Source organism: Cupriavidus sp. 291-E7 (genome assembly GCF_057798835.1).
In genome coordinates this window covers 86,264-102,044 of the sequence record NZ_JBYOJV010000009.1, presented here as the reverse complement: position 1 = coordinate 102,044, position 15,781 = coordinate 86,264, and the positions used below count along the sequence as shown (strand labels likewise).

General features: G+C 65.4%; 13 protein-coding genes. 12 read left to right on the top strand and 1 reads right to left on the bottom strand.

The features are described from left to right. Nucleotides 1-181: 181 nt before the first annotated feature. From AC3FLX_RS17230 to AC3FLX_RS17205, 6 genes are read left to right on the top strand one after another with little or no spacing between them, the layout of a single operon-like run. Nucleotides 182-1,741, top strand: a complete 1,560-nt coding sequence (locus AC3FLX_RS17230) for a long-chain-fatty-acid--CoA ligase (RefSeq protein ID WP_488698518.1) — start codon at nt 182-184, stop codon at nt 1,739-1,741. A gap of 28 nt (nt 1,742-1,769) precedes the next feature. Continuing rightward, nucleotides 1,770-2,954, top strand: coding sequence for a lipid-transfer protein (locus AC3FLX_RS17225; protein ID WP_488698517.1), 1,185 nt, complete (start codon nt 1,770-1,772; stop codon nt 2,952-2,954). Between the two features lie 11 nt (nt 2,955-2,965). After that, nucleotides 2,966-3,421 (top strand): MaoC family dehydratase N-terminal domain-containing protein, encoded by a 456-nt coding sequence (locus tag AC3FLX_RS17220; RefSeq protein WP_488698516.1) that lies wholly within the window; start codon nt 2,966-2,968, stop codon nt 3,419-3,421. After that, on the top strand, nt 3,418-3,834 hold the full coding sequence (locus tag AC3FLX_RS17215) for a MaoC family dehydratase (protein WP_488698515.1): 417 nt from the start codon (nt 3,418-3,420) through the stop codon (nt 3,832-3,834). The genes AC3FLX_RS17220 and AC3FLX_RS17215 overlap by 4 nt, the downstream gene beginning before the upstream one ends. A gap of 19 nt (nt 3,835-3,853) precedes the next feature. Next, on the top strand, nt 3,854-4,684 hold the full coding sequence (locus tag AC3FLX_RS17210) for an SDR family NAD(P)-dependent oxidoreductase (protein ID WP_488698514.1): 831 nt from the start codon (nt 3,854-3,856) through the stop codon (nt 4,682-4,684). Between the two features lie 28 nt (nt 4,685-4,712). Beyond that, a complete protein-coding gene (locus AC3FLX_RS17205; RefSeq protein ID WP_488698513.1) occupies nt 4,713-5,861 on the top strand; it encodes an acyl-CoA dehydrogenase family protein in 1,149 nt (382 codons plus the stop codon). 42 nt (nt 5,862-5,903) lie between these two features. Here AC3FLX_RS17205 and AC3FLX_RS17200 read toward each other — a convergent pair whose 3' ends face one another. Continuing rightward, complete coding sequence (locus tag AC3FLX_RS17200; RefSeq protein WP_488698512.1) at nt 5,904-8,642, bottom strand: winged helix-turn-helix domain-containing protein; 2,739 nt, start codon at nt 8,640-8,642, stop codon at nt 5,904-5,906. Nucleotides 8,643-8,995: 353 nt separating this feature from the next. Here AC3FLX_RS17200 and dkgB point away from each other — a divergent pair, with 353 nt between their 5' ends. The 6 genes from dkgB (at nt 8,996) to AC3FLX_RS17170 (ending at nt 15,779) form a co-directional block, all read left to right on the top strand. After that, a complete protein-coding gene (gene dkgB / locus AC3FLX_RS17195; protein WP_488698511.1) occupies nt 8,996-9,799 on the top strand; it encodes a 2,5-didehydrogluconate reductase DkgB in 804 nt (267 codons plus the stop codon). A gap of 40 nt (nt 9,800-9,839) precedes the next feature. After that, nucleotides 9,840-10,976, top strand: coding sequence for an alkene reductase (locus tag AC3FLX_RS17190; protein WP_488698510.1), 1,137 nt, complete (start codon nt 9,840-9,842; stop codon nt 10,974-10,976). 201 nt (nt 10,977-11,177) lie between these two features. Further along, nucleotides 11,178-12,413 carry an MFS transporter gene (locus AC3FLX_RS17185; RefSeq protein WP_488698508.1) on the top strand — a complete coding sequence of 412 codons (1,236 nt, stop codon included), beginning with the start codon at nt 11,178-11,180 and terminating at the stop codon, nt 12,411-12,413. A 187-nt stretch (nt 12,414-12,600) separates the two neighbouring features. Further along, the gene (locus AC3FLX_RS17180) at nt 12,601-13,026 is read left to right on the top strand and encodes an auxiliary protein of the heavy metal cation-transporting efflux system HmyCBA (RefSeq protein WP_488698506.1); all 426 of its coding nucleotides are present in this window, start codon (nt 12,601-12,603) and stop codon (nt 13,024-13,026) included. Nucleotides 13,027-13,224: 198 nt separating this feature from the next. Further along, a complete protein-coding gene (locus AC3FLX_RS17175) occupies nt 13,225-14,619 on the top strand; it encodes a TolC family protein (protein ID WP_488698504.1) in 1,395 nt (464 codons plus the stop codon). Between the two features lie 2 nt (nt 14,620-14,621). Next, entirely contained in the window at nt 14,622-15,779 is a 1,158-nt protein-coding gene (locus AC3FLX_RS17170) for an efflux RND transporter periplasmic adaptor subunit (RefSeq protein WP_488698502.1), read from the top strand. Nucleotides 15,780-15,781 lie beyond the last annotated feature (2 nt).

Genomic DNA, 15,781 nt, shown 5'->3' with positions numbered 1-15,781 from the left:
AGTCGGGCCGATTCTTCCATCGCATGGCCGGCGCTGTCTTGGTCCGTTCGGACCAATCGCACCGCAGCATGCAAATTGGTTCTTTTGGCGCACGACACGGTACCGGGACGTCCGTACAGTCGACCTTCATCGCTCGCCGGGCATTGCACTGGCGTTCGCATCACAACGAAGGAGACGAGGAATGTACCTGACGCAGGGCTTGCATCGTTGCATGCAGCAGACGCCAGATGACCGCGCCACCGTATCCGGCGGCCGGACCCGCACGTTCCGTGAGCTGCATGATCGCGTGGCCCGATTGGCCGGCGCGCTGCAGGCGCAGGGCATGAAACCCGGAGACCGGGTAGGCATGCTGGCGCTGAACTCGGACCGCTATATCGAATACATGCTCGCGGTGTGGTGGGGCGGTGGCGTTCTCAACCCGGTCAATATCCGCTGGAGCGTGCCGGAGATCGTCTATTCGCTCGACGATTGCGACACCGGCATCCTCATCGTCGACGATCAATTCCTGCCGATGGTGCCCGGCATTCTCGCCGGCGCAAAGCGCCCGCCTTGCGTGATCTATGCGGGCGAGCAAGATGCTCCCGACGGAACGCTCGACTATGAAGCGCTGATCGCGGCGGCCAGTCCGGTGGATGACACGTTTCGTGGTGGCGAAGACCTGGCCACGATCATGTACACGGGCGGCACCACGGGCAAGCCCAAGGGCGTGATGCAGTCGCACCTGAACCTCTGGGCGTCGGCCGTTTCGCGGATGGCCGAGTTCCGCGACGGCCAGCGTACCTTTGTTTCGCTGCACGTGGCGCCGCTGTTTCACACCGCCGCGATGGCACGCGCCGTGGGCCATATCGTTGCGGGCGATGTTCAGGTAATCCAACCGGGTTTCGTGCCGGCCGACGTGCTGGTGGCGATCGAGCGCGAACGCATCGAGGAACTGCTGCTCGTGCCGACGATGCTGCAGGCGGTGCTCGATCATCCCGCATTCGGCAGCCATGACCTGTCGAGCGTGCGGCGCATCTTCTATGGCGCGTCGCCAATCGCCGCCGGGCTGCTCGACCGCGCGCTGGCCGCGATGCCCGACATCGCGTTCTATCACGCCTATGGCATGACCGAGGCATCGCCCGTCATCTCGGTCAATCCGCCAGCCAACCACGGTGCGCAGGCACGCGCCAGCGGCCTGTACCGATCGGCCGGCCGTGCGGGGTATGGCGTGACGATGCGTATCGTCGACCCATCCGGGAACGAGGTGCCACGCAACACCGTGGGCGAAATCGTCGTACGCGGCGCCAATGTCACCAAGGGCTACTGGAACCGGCCGCAGGAAACCGCGCAGGCGCTGCGCGATGGCTGGCTGCATACCGGCGACGGCGGCTATATGGACGACGACGGCTATCTGTTCATCGTCGACCGCCTCAAGGACATGATCGTCACCGGCGGTGAGAACGTGTATTCGGCGGAAGTGGAAAGCGTGCTGTCGCTGCACCCGGACGTGGCCACCTGCGCGGTGATCGGCATTCCCGACGAGCGTTGGGGTGAGGCGGTGCACGCCGTGGTGGTGCCGCATGCGGGCAAGGCGTTGTCCGAGTCCGCGCTACGCGAGCACTGCCGTGCGGCGCTGGCCAGCTACAAATGCCCGAAGAGCTTTGAATTCCGCGCGGCGCTGCCGCTGTCGGCGGCCGGAAAAATCCTCAAGCGCGATCTGCGCGAACAGTACTGGCGCGGTCAGGCGCGCCAGGTGAGCTGAACCCATTTCATTTCCCAAGGATACGAACATGAGCAGGAAAGTACTGGTGGCAGGTGTCGGCATGATTCCGTTCACCAAGCCCGGCGCAAGCGATGACTACCCGGTGATGGGCGCCAATGCCGCGCGCGCGGCGCTGGCCGATGCCCGCCTGGACTACGCGCTGGTGGAGCAGGCTTACGTCGGCTATGTCTATGGCGATTCCACGGCCGGGCAGGCTGCCATCTACGGCGTTGGGCTGACCGGCATTCCCGTCATCAACGTCAACAACAACTGCGCCACCGGATCGACCGCGCTGTTTCTGGCGCGGCAGGCGGTTGCCAGTGGTGCCATCGAGTGCGCCATCGCGGTGGGTTTCGAACAGATGGTGCCCGGCGCGCTCAAGGGCGCTTATACGGACCGGCCCGCGCCGATGGCGCGCTTTGTCGACGTGATGCGCGACATCCAGGGCTTTGACGACGCCGCGCCGCGAGCCGCGCAATTCTTTGGCGGTGCCGCGCGCGACTACATCAAGGAGTACGACATCCGGCCCGATACATTCGGCCGGATTTCCGTCAAGGCGCGCCAGCATGCGGCGCGCAATCCGTTCGCGGTGTTCCGCAATACCGTTACGCTCGAAGAAGTGATGGCGTCGCCAGCCGTGTTCGATCCGCTGACGCGGCTGCAATGCTGTCCGCCCACCTGCGGCGCCGCGGCGGCGATCCTGTGCTCGGAGGAATTCGCACGGAAGCACGCGCTGGATACGCGCGTGGCCATCCGCGCCCAGTCGATGACCACCGACCGCAACAGTACCTTCGATGAGGGGGATATGCGCAAGGTGGTGGGGTATGACATGACACGCGCTGCCTCGCAGGCCGTCTACGAGGCCGCGGGCGTGGCACCGACCGATATCGACGTGGTGGAACTGCATGACTGCTTTACCGCGAACGAACTGATTACCTACGAAGGGCTGGGCCTGACGCCGGAAGGTACGGCCGAGAAATTCATCGTCGATGGCGACAACACGTATGGTGGCCGCGTGGTGACCAATCCGTCCGGCGGCCTGCTGTCCAAGGGCCACCCGCTCGGTGCCACCGGGCTGGCGCAGTGTGCCGAGCTGGTCTGGCAACTGCGCGGGCAGGCGCAGGACCGGCAGGTGGCTGGTGCCCGGCTGGCGCTGCAGCACAACCTGGGTCTTGGCGGCGCCTGCGTGGTGACGCTGTACGAGCGCCAATAAGGAGCGTGCCGATGCTCGATACAAGACACATTGGCACGGTGGTGTCGCGGCACACGGCGGAAGTCGAGGCGGGCCGCCTGCGCTTCTTTGCCAAGGCCACGGGCCAGACCGATGTGCGGTACACGGACGCCGGCGCGGCCGCGGCGGCGGGCTACCCGGCCCTGCCGGTGCCGCCCACGTTTCTGTTCTGCCTGGAAATGGAGGCGCCGAACCCGCGCGCCACGATCGACCTGCTGGGCATCGACATTGGCCGGATCCTGCACGGCGAGCAGAGCTTCCGATACCACCGCATGGCGTTTGCCGGGGAGCGGCTGCACTTCGAGATGCGTATCGCGGACATCTATGAAAAGAAGGGCGGCGCGCTGGGCTTTGTCGTGCGCGAGACGCGCGTTACCGATGCCGGCGGCGGTGCCGTGGCAGACCTGCGCAGCGTGGTGGTGGTGCGCAACAGCCAGGAGACACGATGAGCAGCATTGCATTCGATGTACTGGAGGTGGGTGGCACCTTGCCCACCTTTACCGCCGAGCCGCTGAGCCGGCTCGCGCTGGCGCTTTATGCGGGCGCTTCCGGGGATCACAACCCGATTCACGTCGACCTGGATTTTGCGAAGCAGGCGGGCATGCCCGACGTGTTCGCGCACGGCATGCTGTCGATGGCCTATCTGGGCCGGCTGCTGACCAACTGGGTGCCGCAGCGGGCGATCCGCGAATTCTCGGTTCGGTTCGCGGCCATCACCCATGTGGGCGACGCCGTTTCATGCACAGGCGTGATCACGGAGAAGGACGAGACGACCCGGACAGTGCGCATCGTGCTGTCCACCCGCAACCAGCACGGCGAAATCAAACTGAGCGGCGAGGCGCTGATCGCGCCCGACGCCTGAATCATACGGAGACAAGGTAATGAGCAAGTTGAATGGCAAGGTGGCGATCGTTTCGGGATCCGGGCGCGGAATCGGCCGTGAGATTGCGTTGAAGCTGGCTGGCGAAGGCGCCGCGGTGGTGGTGAACGACCTCGATGCCGAACCGGCCAACGCCGTGGTTCAGGAAATCAAGGCAGCCGGTGGCCGGGCCGTGGCGTGCACGGGCAGCGTGACCGACGCCGACTTTGGGCAGCGCTTCGTGCAGACCGCGCTGCGGGAGTTTGGCGGGCTGGACATCATCGTCAACAACGCCGGATACACGTGGGACAACGTGATCCAGAAGATGAGCGACGAGCAGTGGTCGACGATCATGGATGTGCACGTCACCGCGCCGTTCCGCATCCTGCGCGCCGCCGCCGATCACTTCAAGGAGACGGCCAAGGCGGAAGCCGAGGCAGGCACGGAGGTCTTCCGCAAGGTGGTCAACATCTCGTCGGTATCCGGTGTGATGGGCAATGCGGGGCAGGCCAACTACTCAGCGGCCAAGGCCGCCATCAACGGGCTTACCCGTGCGCTGGCCAAGGAATGGGGGCGCTACAAGGTCAACGTCAACAGCGTGGCATTTGGCCTGATCAAGACGCGCCTGACAGAGGCGGTTGCTGGCGATGGGAACAATTCCACGATCGATATCGCGGGGCGTGAAATCAAGGTCGGCGTCAACGCGCAGTTGATGAAGAACGTGGAGGCGATGATCCCCGTGGGCCGTGGCGGCACGCCGGCCGAGGCCGCCGGGGCTGTCTACCTGATGTGCATTCCGGAGTCGAACTACATCAGCGGCCAGGTGCTGGTGGTGGGCGGCGGCCGTCCCTGATCCCCCGGTAAACGCAAGGAGCCATCTCATGCCGACTAGCCAGAGCCCGTGGGTTACGGAAGACCTGTCGATGTTCCAGGACGCCATACGCAAGTTCATCGAGCGCGAACTGGTGCCGCACGAAGAACGTTGGTGCAAGCAGCAGCACGTGGACCGGGAAACCTGGCGCAAGGCCGGCGAGATCGGCATGCTGTGCGCCAGCATTCCCGAGGAGTACGGCGGTGGCGGCGGCTCCTTCGCGCACGAGGCGATCATCGCCTACGAGCAGTCGCGCGCGCTGGCGTCGAGCCTGGGCACCAACGTGCATAGCGCCATCGTGGCGCACTACATCCTGCGCTATGGCACCGAGGCCCAGAAGCAACGCTGGCTGCCGAAGATGGCCACCGGCGAGATGGTGGGCGCGATTGCGATGTCCGAACCCGGCGCGGGTTCCGACCTAAAAAGCGTCAAGACACGTGCCGTGCGCGATGGCGACCACTACGTCATCAATGGCTCGAAGACGTTCATCTCGAATGGCCTGCTGGCGGACCTGATATGCGTGGTCGTCAAGACCGCTCCCGACAAAGGCGCCAAGGGCGTATCCATCGTGGTGGCGGAAACGACCGGGCTGGAAGGCTTCCGGCGCGGTCGCGTGCTGGAGAAGATCGGCCAGAAGGGCCAGGACACTGCCGAGCTGTTCTTCGACAACGTGCGTGTGCCGTGCGACAACCTGCTCGGTGACGAGGAAGGGCGCGGCTTCTACCAGTTGATGCAACAGTTGCCGCAGGAGCGGATGATTATCGCGGTCGGGGCGCTGGGCGCGATGGAACGGGCGCTCGATGAGACCGTGGCTTATGTGCGCGACCGTCAGGTGTTCGGCACTTCGCTGATCGAGCTGCAGAACACACGCTTCAAGCTGGCCGAGTGCAAGACGCATGCGACGATCGCGCGTGCCTTTGTCGACGACTGCATGGCCAAGGTGCTGCGCGGTGACCTCACCCCCGAGACCGCTGCAATGGCGAAATGGTGGTGCACGCAGAAGAGTTGCGAGATCATCGACGAATGCCTGCAACTGCATGGGGGCTACGGCTATATGGCCGAGTATCCGATCGCCCGGCTCTACGTCAACGCGCGGGTCGGCAAGATCTACGGCGGATCGAACGAGATCATGAAGGAACTGATCGCCCGCACGCTCTGACGCATGCGACGCACCTGAGCGCGCCGCGGGGCCGCCGGCTGGTCAGTCGAGCAGGCCCCGTGCGCGCGCGATGGCTACCACTTCGGTGCGGCTCTGCGCGCCCAGCTTGGCGCTGATGCGGCGCAGATGCGATTTCACCGTCAGTTCCGACACGAACAGTTTTTCGGCAATCGCGCGATTGCGGTGACCGTGCGACAGCATGCGCACGACGTCCAGTTCGCGCGCTGTCAGTGCGTCCATGCCACCGGCGTCGGGCACGGGCTGGGTCTCGACGGTGGTGGCCGTTTCGACGACGCTTTCGCCCAGGCGGGCCAGTAGAGACGGCACGAAGGCTGCGGCCACGCCGGCCGGTGCCGTGCCCGTGGGCTGGGCGGCAAGCCATCGGGCCAGCAGCCTGGCAAGCCGGGGGCCTTCGTCGAGGAAGGTCCGAACCAGTCCTTCATGGCTCGATAGCCGCAGTGCCTCGGTCAGTGCATCGAGCGCGGCCCGCTCCTGTCCCGTGGCATCAAGGGCCATCGCATGCAGCAGCCGAAGCTTGGCCTGGCGCCAATGACGCTGCTGTGCCGCGGCCGTGGCGATGGCGCCGGCAAGGGCGTCGCATACGGCACGGTCGGCACCGCGCGCAATCCGCAGGCGCCAGCGTGCCACGGACGGGGTATCGATTTCATTCGCATAGCCGGCATCGTCGAGCGCCTCCCAGGCGCCGTGTGCTTCGGCGGCTTCCAACGCTTGCGCGGCGGCGTCGAGGGCGCCGTCGAGTGTGGCCAGTCGGGCGCGTTCCAGCCACGCCGAGCAGACCGCGCGCTGCGATTGCACCTGGCGTCCGAGTTCTTCGAGTTCATGCAACCGGCGCTGCCAGAGATCGCGGTCTCCGCGCAAATGGGCGATGCGTGCGCTGAGGATATGCCCGGTCGTCATCGAATCGACGGGGCCGGTCATCTTGGCAAATGGCAGCGTGTCGTTGACAAAGCGCGCGGCTTCGTCGATCTGGTCCGACTCGTAGAGCAGTAGCCCGAGGATGACACCGGCTGCGGCGCGTCCGCCCGTGACGGCGTCGGAACGTTCGTGCCATGCCTGCTGAGCGGTGCGCAGGCGGGCCATCGAGCGGCCCAGCCGGCCGTGAATCAGATCGATGATGCTCTCAAGGCAATCGGCCACGCTGCGCAGCAGTGCGGCGCCCTGGGGCCGGCCGCACGCGCAGGCGTGGGCCAGCACCTTGCGTGCCTCGTCGTGACGGCGCGCGGAGACCAGTCCGTAGGCGACCGAGTTCGTCAGCATCCAGTACTGGAACGAATCGTCGGGCGGCAAGCGGTCCAGCAGCGGCAAGCCGGTCTGACAGCATGCGTCGATCTGGTCCCGCATGGCGAACAGCACGCAACGCAGGGTTTCGGCCTGAAGCATGACGGCTTCGCGCTGCGCGTCGGCGACAGTGTCAGCGAGGATGCGCTGCACGGCGGACATGGCCTCGTCAAAACGCCGGTTCAGTAGCAGCGCCCATGCCGCGCTGATACGTACACGCGGGTCCGCATCGGGCAGTTTTTCTCGGACCAGATCGAACCAGCGTGACAGCAGCCTGACTCGTCCGTTGTTGAGCAGCGCATCGGCATGCAGTGCCATCTGTGCGATGGCATCTTCGTGCATGCCGGCACGCAACAGGTGATCGATTGCGGGAACCGGCCGGTCCGCCTGGAGATACCAGCGCGCCGCTGCTGCGTGCAGTTGTGTCTCGCGTGCGGGATCGATCAGGTGCAGGCGGTGCTGCAGAAAGCTTGCAAACAGGCTGTGATAGCGGTATTCGTCGTGTTCGCCGTTGAGCGGGAACAGGAACAGATTGTCCCGCTCCAGCGTGGCCAGCATGGCGTGGCTGTCGGTGCGGCCCAGCATCGCGTCGCAGAGTGGGGCGGACAACTGCGACAGGATGCTGGTTTCGAGCAGGAACCTGCGCACCTGTTCGCTCTGCCTGCCCAGGATGTCTTCGGCCAGGTACTCCGCCAGCTCGGTATTCGAACCCGAGAACGACGCGACAAAGCGGCCGTGGTCGGAGCGTTGCCGCAGTGATAGCGTTGCCAGGAAGATCGCCGTGGCCCAGCCTTCCGTATAGCGATGCAGACGCGAGATATCGGCGTCGCCCAGCGCGATGCCGCATTTATCCCGAATGAATTCGGTGGCTTCCGGCAGGGTGAAGCGCAGCGCGCCCGGCTGCAGTTCCAGCAGTTGCCCGCGTGCGCGAACGCGGCCCAGGCCCAGTGCCGGCGTGGTGCGGGATGCCACCACGAGCGTGCCGGTCGGTGGCAGCGATTCCAGCAGCAACTGGACGAAATTCAGCACGGATTCGCTCTGGATCGATTCGAAATCGTCGAGCAGGATCGCAAACGGGTTTTCCAGCGACGCCACCATCGCAATCACATTCGCTGCCAGTTGCTCGGCGGACGTGGGGCGGTGCCCGCTGTCTGGCGTCAAGGACCGCAACCCCATATCGAGGTGGCCAAGAAAGCGCGGCAGGTCGTTGTCGGCGGCATCGAGCCGCATCCAGGCCGTGGCGTGGCCTTGCGCCTGGCACGCAGCGACGTATTGTTGCATCAGCGTGGTCTTGCCGAAGCCGGCCGGCGCACGGATCAGCACCAGCCGCGCGCTGTGCGCGGCCAGCATGCTGTCGACGAGATGCGGGCGGGCCAAGTGCGAGCCGGCGCGGGCCGGTGGCACCAGTTTCGACACGACGATGGCCGGCAGGCCAGCACCATCGTCATCTTGCCGCCGCGAACCCTGCGGGCTGGGCTGCATGGCTGGGTGTCTCCTGAATCGAATGTTCTTGTGGGCGCGATTGTTACACGGGACCCGCGCGATTGAATATGGGTAGCGCCCCCCGTTTGGCGCAGGCGAAGCCCCGATTCGCAAATGGCAAATACGTCGATGCGGGCGCCCTCGCTACTATGGTGAGCGCCGCTTTCCCCACAACCGGTCTTCAACCTCGCACGCGCGTCGAACATGCGGGATGAGCCCTGGGCGGGGCGCCAGATTGTTGATTCCGTTTCAAGGGTGATTCGCTGATACATGGCTTAATCGACAAATGTAACTCCGGCAAACTGCGGTCATTCCAAGTTGAAACCCAGTTGGCTAAATCACAGGAGTTACCGATGAGCATTCCTTCCTTTGGCGTTGGCACATTTCGCCTGACCGGCCAGGCCGCCGTGGATTCGGTGCGCAATGCGCTGGAGCTGGGCTACCGGGCCGTGGACACCGCGCAGATCTATGGCAACGAGGCCGATGTCGGCCAGGCGCTTGCCGATAGCGGCGTCAAGCGCGGCGAGCTGTTCGTGACCACCAAGATCTGGACCGCGAACTACGCGGCCGACAAGCTCGTGCCGAGCCTGCGCGACAGCCTGGCCAAGCTGCGCACGGACTACGTCGATCTGACACTGATCCATTGGCCGGCACCGGGCAATGGCGTATCGCTGCCCGAATTCATGGGCGCGCTGGCAGAGGCCAAGGCACGCGGCCTGACGCGCCAGATCGGCATCTCGAACTTCAATATCGAACTGACCCGCCAGGCGGTGGAAGTGGTGGGCAAGGGCGAGATCGTGACCAACCAGATCGAGCTGAGTCCGTATCTGCAGAACCGCAAGCTCACGGCGTTTCTGAAGGAGCAAGGCATTGCCGTGACGTCGTATATGACGCTCGCCTACGGCAAGGTGCTGAAAGATCCGGTGCTGGCGCGCATTGCGGACAAGCATCAGGCCACCGTGGCCCAGGTGGCACTGGCCTGGGCATTGCAGCTTGGCTACGCGGTGATTCCGTCGTCCACGCGGCGCGAGAATCTGGCCAGCAACCTGCTGGCGCGCGACCTCAAGCTCGATGCCGACGATATGGCCGCGATTGCCGCACTGGAACGCAATGGCCGTGAAGTCAGCCCGGATGGCCTCGCGCCTGCGTGGGACTAAGCCGTCGAGCGCATTCCGAAGGACTACACAGGAGTTTCCGATGAGCATTCCCTCGATCGGCAAGGATTCGCAAGCACCGCTGTTCCAGCCACATGCCTTGGGTGAGCTGACGCTTCCCAACCGCATCGTCATGCCGCCGATGACGCGCTCGCGCGCCAGTCAGCCCGGCGATGTACCCAACGACCTGATGGCCGACTACTATGCACAGCGCGCAGGCGCCGGATTGATCGTCAGCGAGGGCACGTGGATTTCGCCGCTTGGCAAGGGCTATGCGTGGACGCCCGGCATTCATACGCCCGAGCAGGTGGCCGGTTGGCGCAAGGTCACCAGCGCTGTGCACGCGGCCGGTGGCCGCATCTTCGCGCAGCTCTGGCATGTTGGCCGCCTCAGCCATGTCAGTTTGCTCGATGGCCATTCGCCCGTATCGTCGTCCGCCATCCAGGCCAAGGGTGTCAATGTGTTTGTGGCGGAACGCGATGGCACGCCGGGCTTTGTGCAGGCATCGCAGCCGCGCGCGCTGACGGTGGCCGAGATTCACGGCATCGTCGACGAATACCGCCAGGCCGCGCGCAACGCGATGGCGGCCGGCTTCGATGGCGTGGAATTGCACGCCGCCAACGGCTACCTGGTCAACCAGTTCATCGACTCCGAGGCCAACGACCGCACGGACGAATACGGCGGTGCGCTGGAAAACCGCCTGCGCTTTCTTGGCGAAGTGGCCCAGGCACTGATTGAAGGCACGGGCAGCAAGGACCGCGTCGGCATCCGGCTGGCGCCGCTGACCACGCTGAACGGCTGCGTCGACGCCGATCCGGAAACCACCTATACCGCCGCGGCGAAACTGCTCGGTGAACTCGGCGTGGGCTATATCCACATCGCCGAAGCGGACTGGGACGATGCGCCACACATGCCGCTGGCCTTCAAGCAGCGTCTGCGCGAGGTGTTTCCGGGCACGCTGATCTACGCCGGCAAGTACACGGCGGAGCGTGCCGACGCTGCGCTGCGCGAGGGCTGGGCTGACCTGATTGCGTTTGGCCGACCGTTCGTGGCGAATCCGGACCTGCCCGAGCGCCTGCGTACCGGCGCGGCGCTCAACCTGCACGATCGCAATACGCTGTTCGGCGGCGGGGCACATGGCCTGACCGACTACCCGGTATTGGCGGCCAAGGCAGCCTGAAGCGCGCGGGAAATCGTTGAGTCCGACACAGCTAGACGCTGTCGGACTCAACGTGGCGTCTGCGCTGTCAGGGTGTCCGTTTCGCGATAGTCGCCTGACAAATTGCGAAGGACGTCCCGTTGGACATCCGGCAGACTACGGTGTCGCGCTTCGAAGATGACATACAAGAAGGCGCGGAATCCTCAGGGGGAGACACCCACGATGAACACCAAGCTTTCGCCGCCGCCGCAGTTGGGTCAGGCTGCCACCCACGATCATCCGCTGCAGGTTGTATTGCTGCTCAATGTCGGCCATGCGCTCGACCATCTGTTCCTGCTGATCTTTGCCACGGCGGTAGGAACCATCGGGGCCGAATTCGGCTTTGCCCGATGGGAGGACCTGATGCCTTACGGCGTGGGGGCGTTCTTCCTGTTTGGTCTGGGGTCGGTGCCTTCCGGCCGGCTTGGCGACCTGTGGGGACGCCGTCAGATGATGATCGTGTTCTTTTTCGGGCTCGGCGTCGCTGCGCTGCTTACGGCACTGGCACAGGGGCCGTGGCAGTTGGCGGCGGGGCTGGCGTTGATCGGGCTGTTTGCGTCGATCTACCACCCCGTCGGGATTCCGATGCTGGTGCAGCGCGCCAGCCGGCCTGGTTCGGCGATCGGACTCAACGGGCTGGCAGGCAATCTCGGCGTGGCGGGTGCAGCGCTGCTGACCGGCTTTCTGGTTCAGGCGTGGGGCTGGCGCGCCGCATTTGCAGTGCCCGGCGCCATTTCCATCGTGTGCGGTGTCGCGTTTGTCCTTCTTTGTGCGCCGCAGGGTCAGGCGCCCGGCCGTGGCCGCAAGCCGCCGCAGGTAGTGTTGCCACCCCGGCTTCTGGCGCGCGCGCTGGTGGTGATGACGGCGGCGGCGGTCACCGGCAGCCTTCTTTTCAACTTCACCACCAACGGCAACACCCAGTTCCTGACCGAGCGGTTCGACGGACTGATCCACGATCCGGCAATGATCGGCCTGTTGCTGGCCGTCATTTATACGTTGGCGTCCTTTACCCAGGTCATCGTCGGAAAGCTCATCGACAGGGTGCCGCTCAAGCGGCTTTACCTTGGCCTGGTGCTGGCGCAGATCCCGTGGCTGACGCTAGCCGCGCTGGCCAGTGGATGGTGGCTGTTCGTCGCCCTGCTCGGGGCGATGATCTGCATTTTCGGCAGTATTCCGTTCACGGACGCGATGATCGTTCGGTATGTGGACGATAGCGTGCGCTCCCGCGTCGCCGGCATGCGCCTGGCCGTCTCATTTGGCATCAGTTCGCTGGCGGTGTGGCTCCTGGGGCCGGTCGTAAAGGCTTCGAGCTTTGCTTCGCTGTTTCTGGGGATGGCCTGCATCGCCGCCTGCACCGCCCTGGTCGTCCTGTTGCTGCCCTCGGACAGGCTCGCTTCAGGGCAGGGCGAAGGCGGCTGATTCACACCGATGACGCTGGCTACTGGCCAGCGTCATGCCGGCGGGGCTGGCCGCCGGGTGCGGTCACCGCTGCCATCGCGGAACTCATAGCCGTTTCCCGAGTCAATTGTGACGTTCGGTTACAATGCTGTGCCGCAGCAATGCCTGTCTGGCATTGTCTGCAAATGTCCGCTATCGCACCCCCATCTTGTTACGTTTCGTCCTCTTCCTGCTGACCGCCTTGTGCCTGTCCGCGCTGTCCTTTACGGCAGCCGCGAACGTGCGCGCGGACGCCCCGCAGGCGGAACGGGCCGTACAGAACGTGGATGGGCCCGACTACGCGATGCTGGCCACCGGCGACGACCTTGCCCAGCTCGTGCTGCCCGGCGATCCGGACTTCGGTGCCGACGACGCCGCCGTCGATGACGGCCCGCCGCCCGGCTACTGCAATATCTGGTCGGCCGACCTGCTCGATCCGCTCGACCTGTTCGACGCGGTCGATGAAACCAGCGCACTGTTCGTGCTACCCAACTTCGAACTTGCCCAGTCCGTGAGCGACCTGTTCCAGGCGCCCGCCGCGCGCACCACGTTCGAGTCCGAAGGCCTGTTCCGGCCGCCCAATCTGCTCGCCTGAGTCTCCAGGCCTCCGCCAGGACCGACTGTCCGGCGGAGCGCTTCCCTTGCCCTTGCGCCCCGAAAAAGTCCGCGACCGATATGCGTCGCGGCCTGTTGCGTTTGCCGCTTGCCCCCGGTGTCCCTAGCTGACGCCGGCACGCACTCGGCGCCAATGTCGTGGGTCGCCGGGCAGCCGTACCGATTGAACCAATCCGACATGAAGACCAAGAAAACGTTGACCTGGGTCGCGTCGCTGTCGTTTGTGGCCGCGCCGGCCTGGGCCGCGCAGCCCCTTCCGGCCAGCCCCAACGCGGCGAAGACCCAGCCCGGAGCCGGCGCGCCGCCGGCCCCGAAGCAACTGGCCGCCAGGCCCATGCCGCGTGCCACCACCCCCGCTGCCGAGACCTTTGGGTTGCCCCAGCTGCTGGAGCTTGCGCAATCGACCAATAAGGGCGTGGAAGCGGCGCAGGCCAATGTGGATGCGGCAACGTCCGCCGTCACCACGTCCCGCGCATATCCGAACCCGCAGGTGGAAGTGATGTACGGGCGCCTGTCCGGCAAGCAGCCGGGCGTGGCCAGCGGCAATGCTCCGTCGTATGCCGTCGTCCAGAAATTCGATTATCCGAACCAGCGCAACCTGCGCCAGCAGATGGCCGGACGTGGCCTGGAAGCCTCGGAAGCACAGCGCCAGACCTTTCGCGCCGAACTGGCCGCGCGCGTGAAGACCGCCTATTTCCAGGTGCTGCGCCGTGAGACCGAACTGGCCGCCGCGCGTGAGGACCTGAGCCTGACGCGCCAGATCCAGGAGCGCGCCAAGGTGCGCGTGGATGTGGGCGAGGCGCCGCGCTACGAGCTGATCAAGGCCGATACCGAGCTGCTGGCCGCGCAGAAGACACTGCAGACGGCCGAGCTGCGCGTCGAACAATCCAAGGCCACGCTGCGCCAGCAGGTCGGCGGCGCCATGCCGGTGCGCTATGCGCTGGACGGCAGCCTGGCCAATACGCCCGACGTGCCGAACCTGGCAGTGCTGCGCGACAACATGCAGGCCAACAACGCCGAGCTGAGCCAGCGCCGCAGCGAACTGGAACGTGCCCGCCTGGGCGTGGACTATCAGCGTTCGCTGCGGTGGCCCGAAGTATCGGTGCGCGCCAGCACCGATCGCCAGCCGGACAACAACGTTTCGCAGATCGGCCTTGTGATGACGATCCCGTTGTGGGACCGGCGCAGTGGCCCGGTGGGCGAAGCCACGGCACAGGCCACGCAGGCGCGCACGGCGCTTGAGGCACGCGAGTTCGAACTCGCGCAGGAGCTGGACGCCGCGTACCAGCAATATGAAATCACGCAGGCCCAGGTCACGGCGCTCGAATCGGGCATCGTGCGTGAAGCCGAATCGGCACTGGGCGTGGCGGAATCCGCCTACCGCTTTGGCGAGCGCGGCATTCTCGATTACCTCGATGCCCAGCGCGTGCTGCGCAATGCGCGCAGTGAACTGATCAACGCGCAATACGAGCTGCAGATCGCCGCCATCCAGATTGAAAAGCTCATGTCGGCCACGCCAGGTGCACCCACCGGCGCAATGCCTTCCATGCCCGTTTCCCCGAATCTGAACTGAACATGCGCCCCACACATTCCCTGCTTTCCATTGCCGCCGCCGTTGTGATGGCGATGTCGCTGGCCGGCTGCTCCAAGGAGCCCGAGCCCGAGGCCGAAGCGCCCAAGCTGGCACCCGGCGTGGTCCAGCCCGCCGAAAACCTCCAGAAAACCCTCAAGGTATCCGCCGTGGCCACGTCCCCGTTCAGCGAAATGCTGCGCGTGGCGGGCCGTGTCGATTTCGATGAACAGCGCGTGTCGCGTATCGGCGCCACTGTGACCGGCCGCGTGACCGACCTGTACGCCATCCTTGGCCAGGAAGTGAAGGCCGGCCAGGTGCTGGCCCGCCTGCACAGCAGCGAGCTGGGAGCGGCGCAGATGGCCTTCCTGAAGGCCGAAGCGCAGAACGAGCTGCAGGCCCGCAACGCCGAACGCGCGCGTCAATTGTTCGATGCCGATGTGATCGGCCGTGCGGAGCTGCAGCGCCGCCAGAGCGAATACGCGATTGCCGCCGCCGAAATGCGCGCCTATCGAGACCAGTTACGCGTGCTGGGCATGTCGGTGCAGGCCATCTCCACATTGGCCAAGAACGGCAGCATCGATTCCTATTCGCCAGTGTTCTCCAGCATCAGCGGCACGGTGGTCGAGCGTAACGTGGCGCAGGGCCAGGTCGTGCAGCCCGCCGATGCGCTGTACACGGTGGCCGACCTGTCGCGCGTCTGGGTCGTGGCCGAGGTGCCCGAGCAGCAGGCCGCTCAGGTGGCCGAGGGGCAGGCCGTCGATATCGAGGTGCCGTCGCTGATGAACAGCAACGGCCGCATTACGGGCAAGCTGATCTACGTGGGCCGTACCGTGAATCCGCAATCGCGCACGGTGCTCGTGCGCACCGAGCTGGAAAACAAAGAAGGACGGCTGAAGCCTGCCATGCTGGCCAGCATGCTGATCGCCGGCAAGCCGATCGACACGCTGGTGGTGCCTGGTTCCGCCGTGGTTCGGGACGGCAATGACGAGCAGGTCTACGTGGAAACGGCGCCCGGCCAGTACCGCCTGACCAAGGTGAAGCTCGGCTCGGAAAGCGACGGCATGCGCGTGGTGCAGAGCGGCATCAAGGCGGGCGACCGCGTTGTCGTGGAGGGCGCGTTCCACCTCGACAACGAGCGCAAGCGCCTGGAACAGGGGTAAGC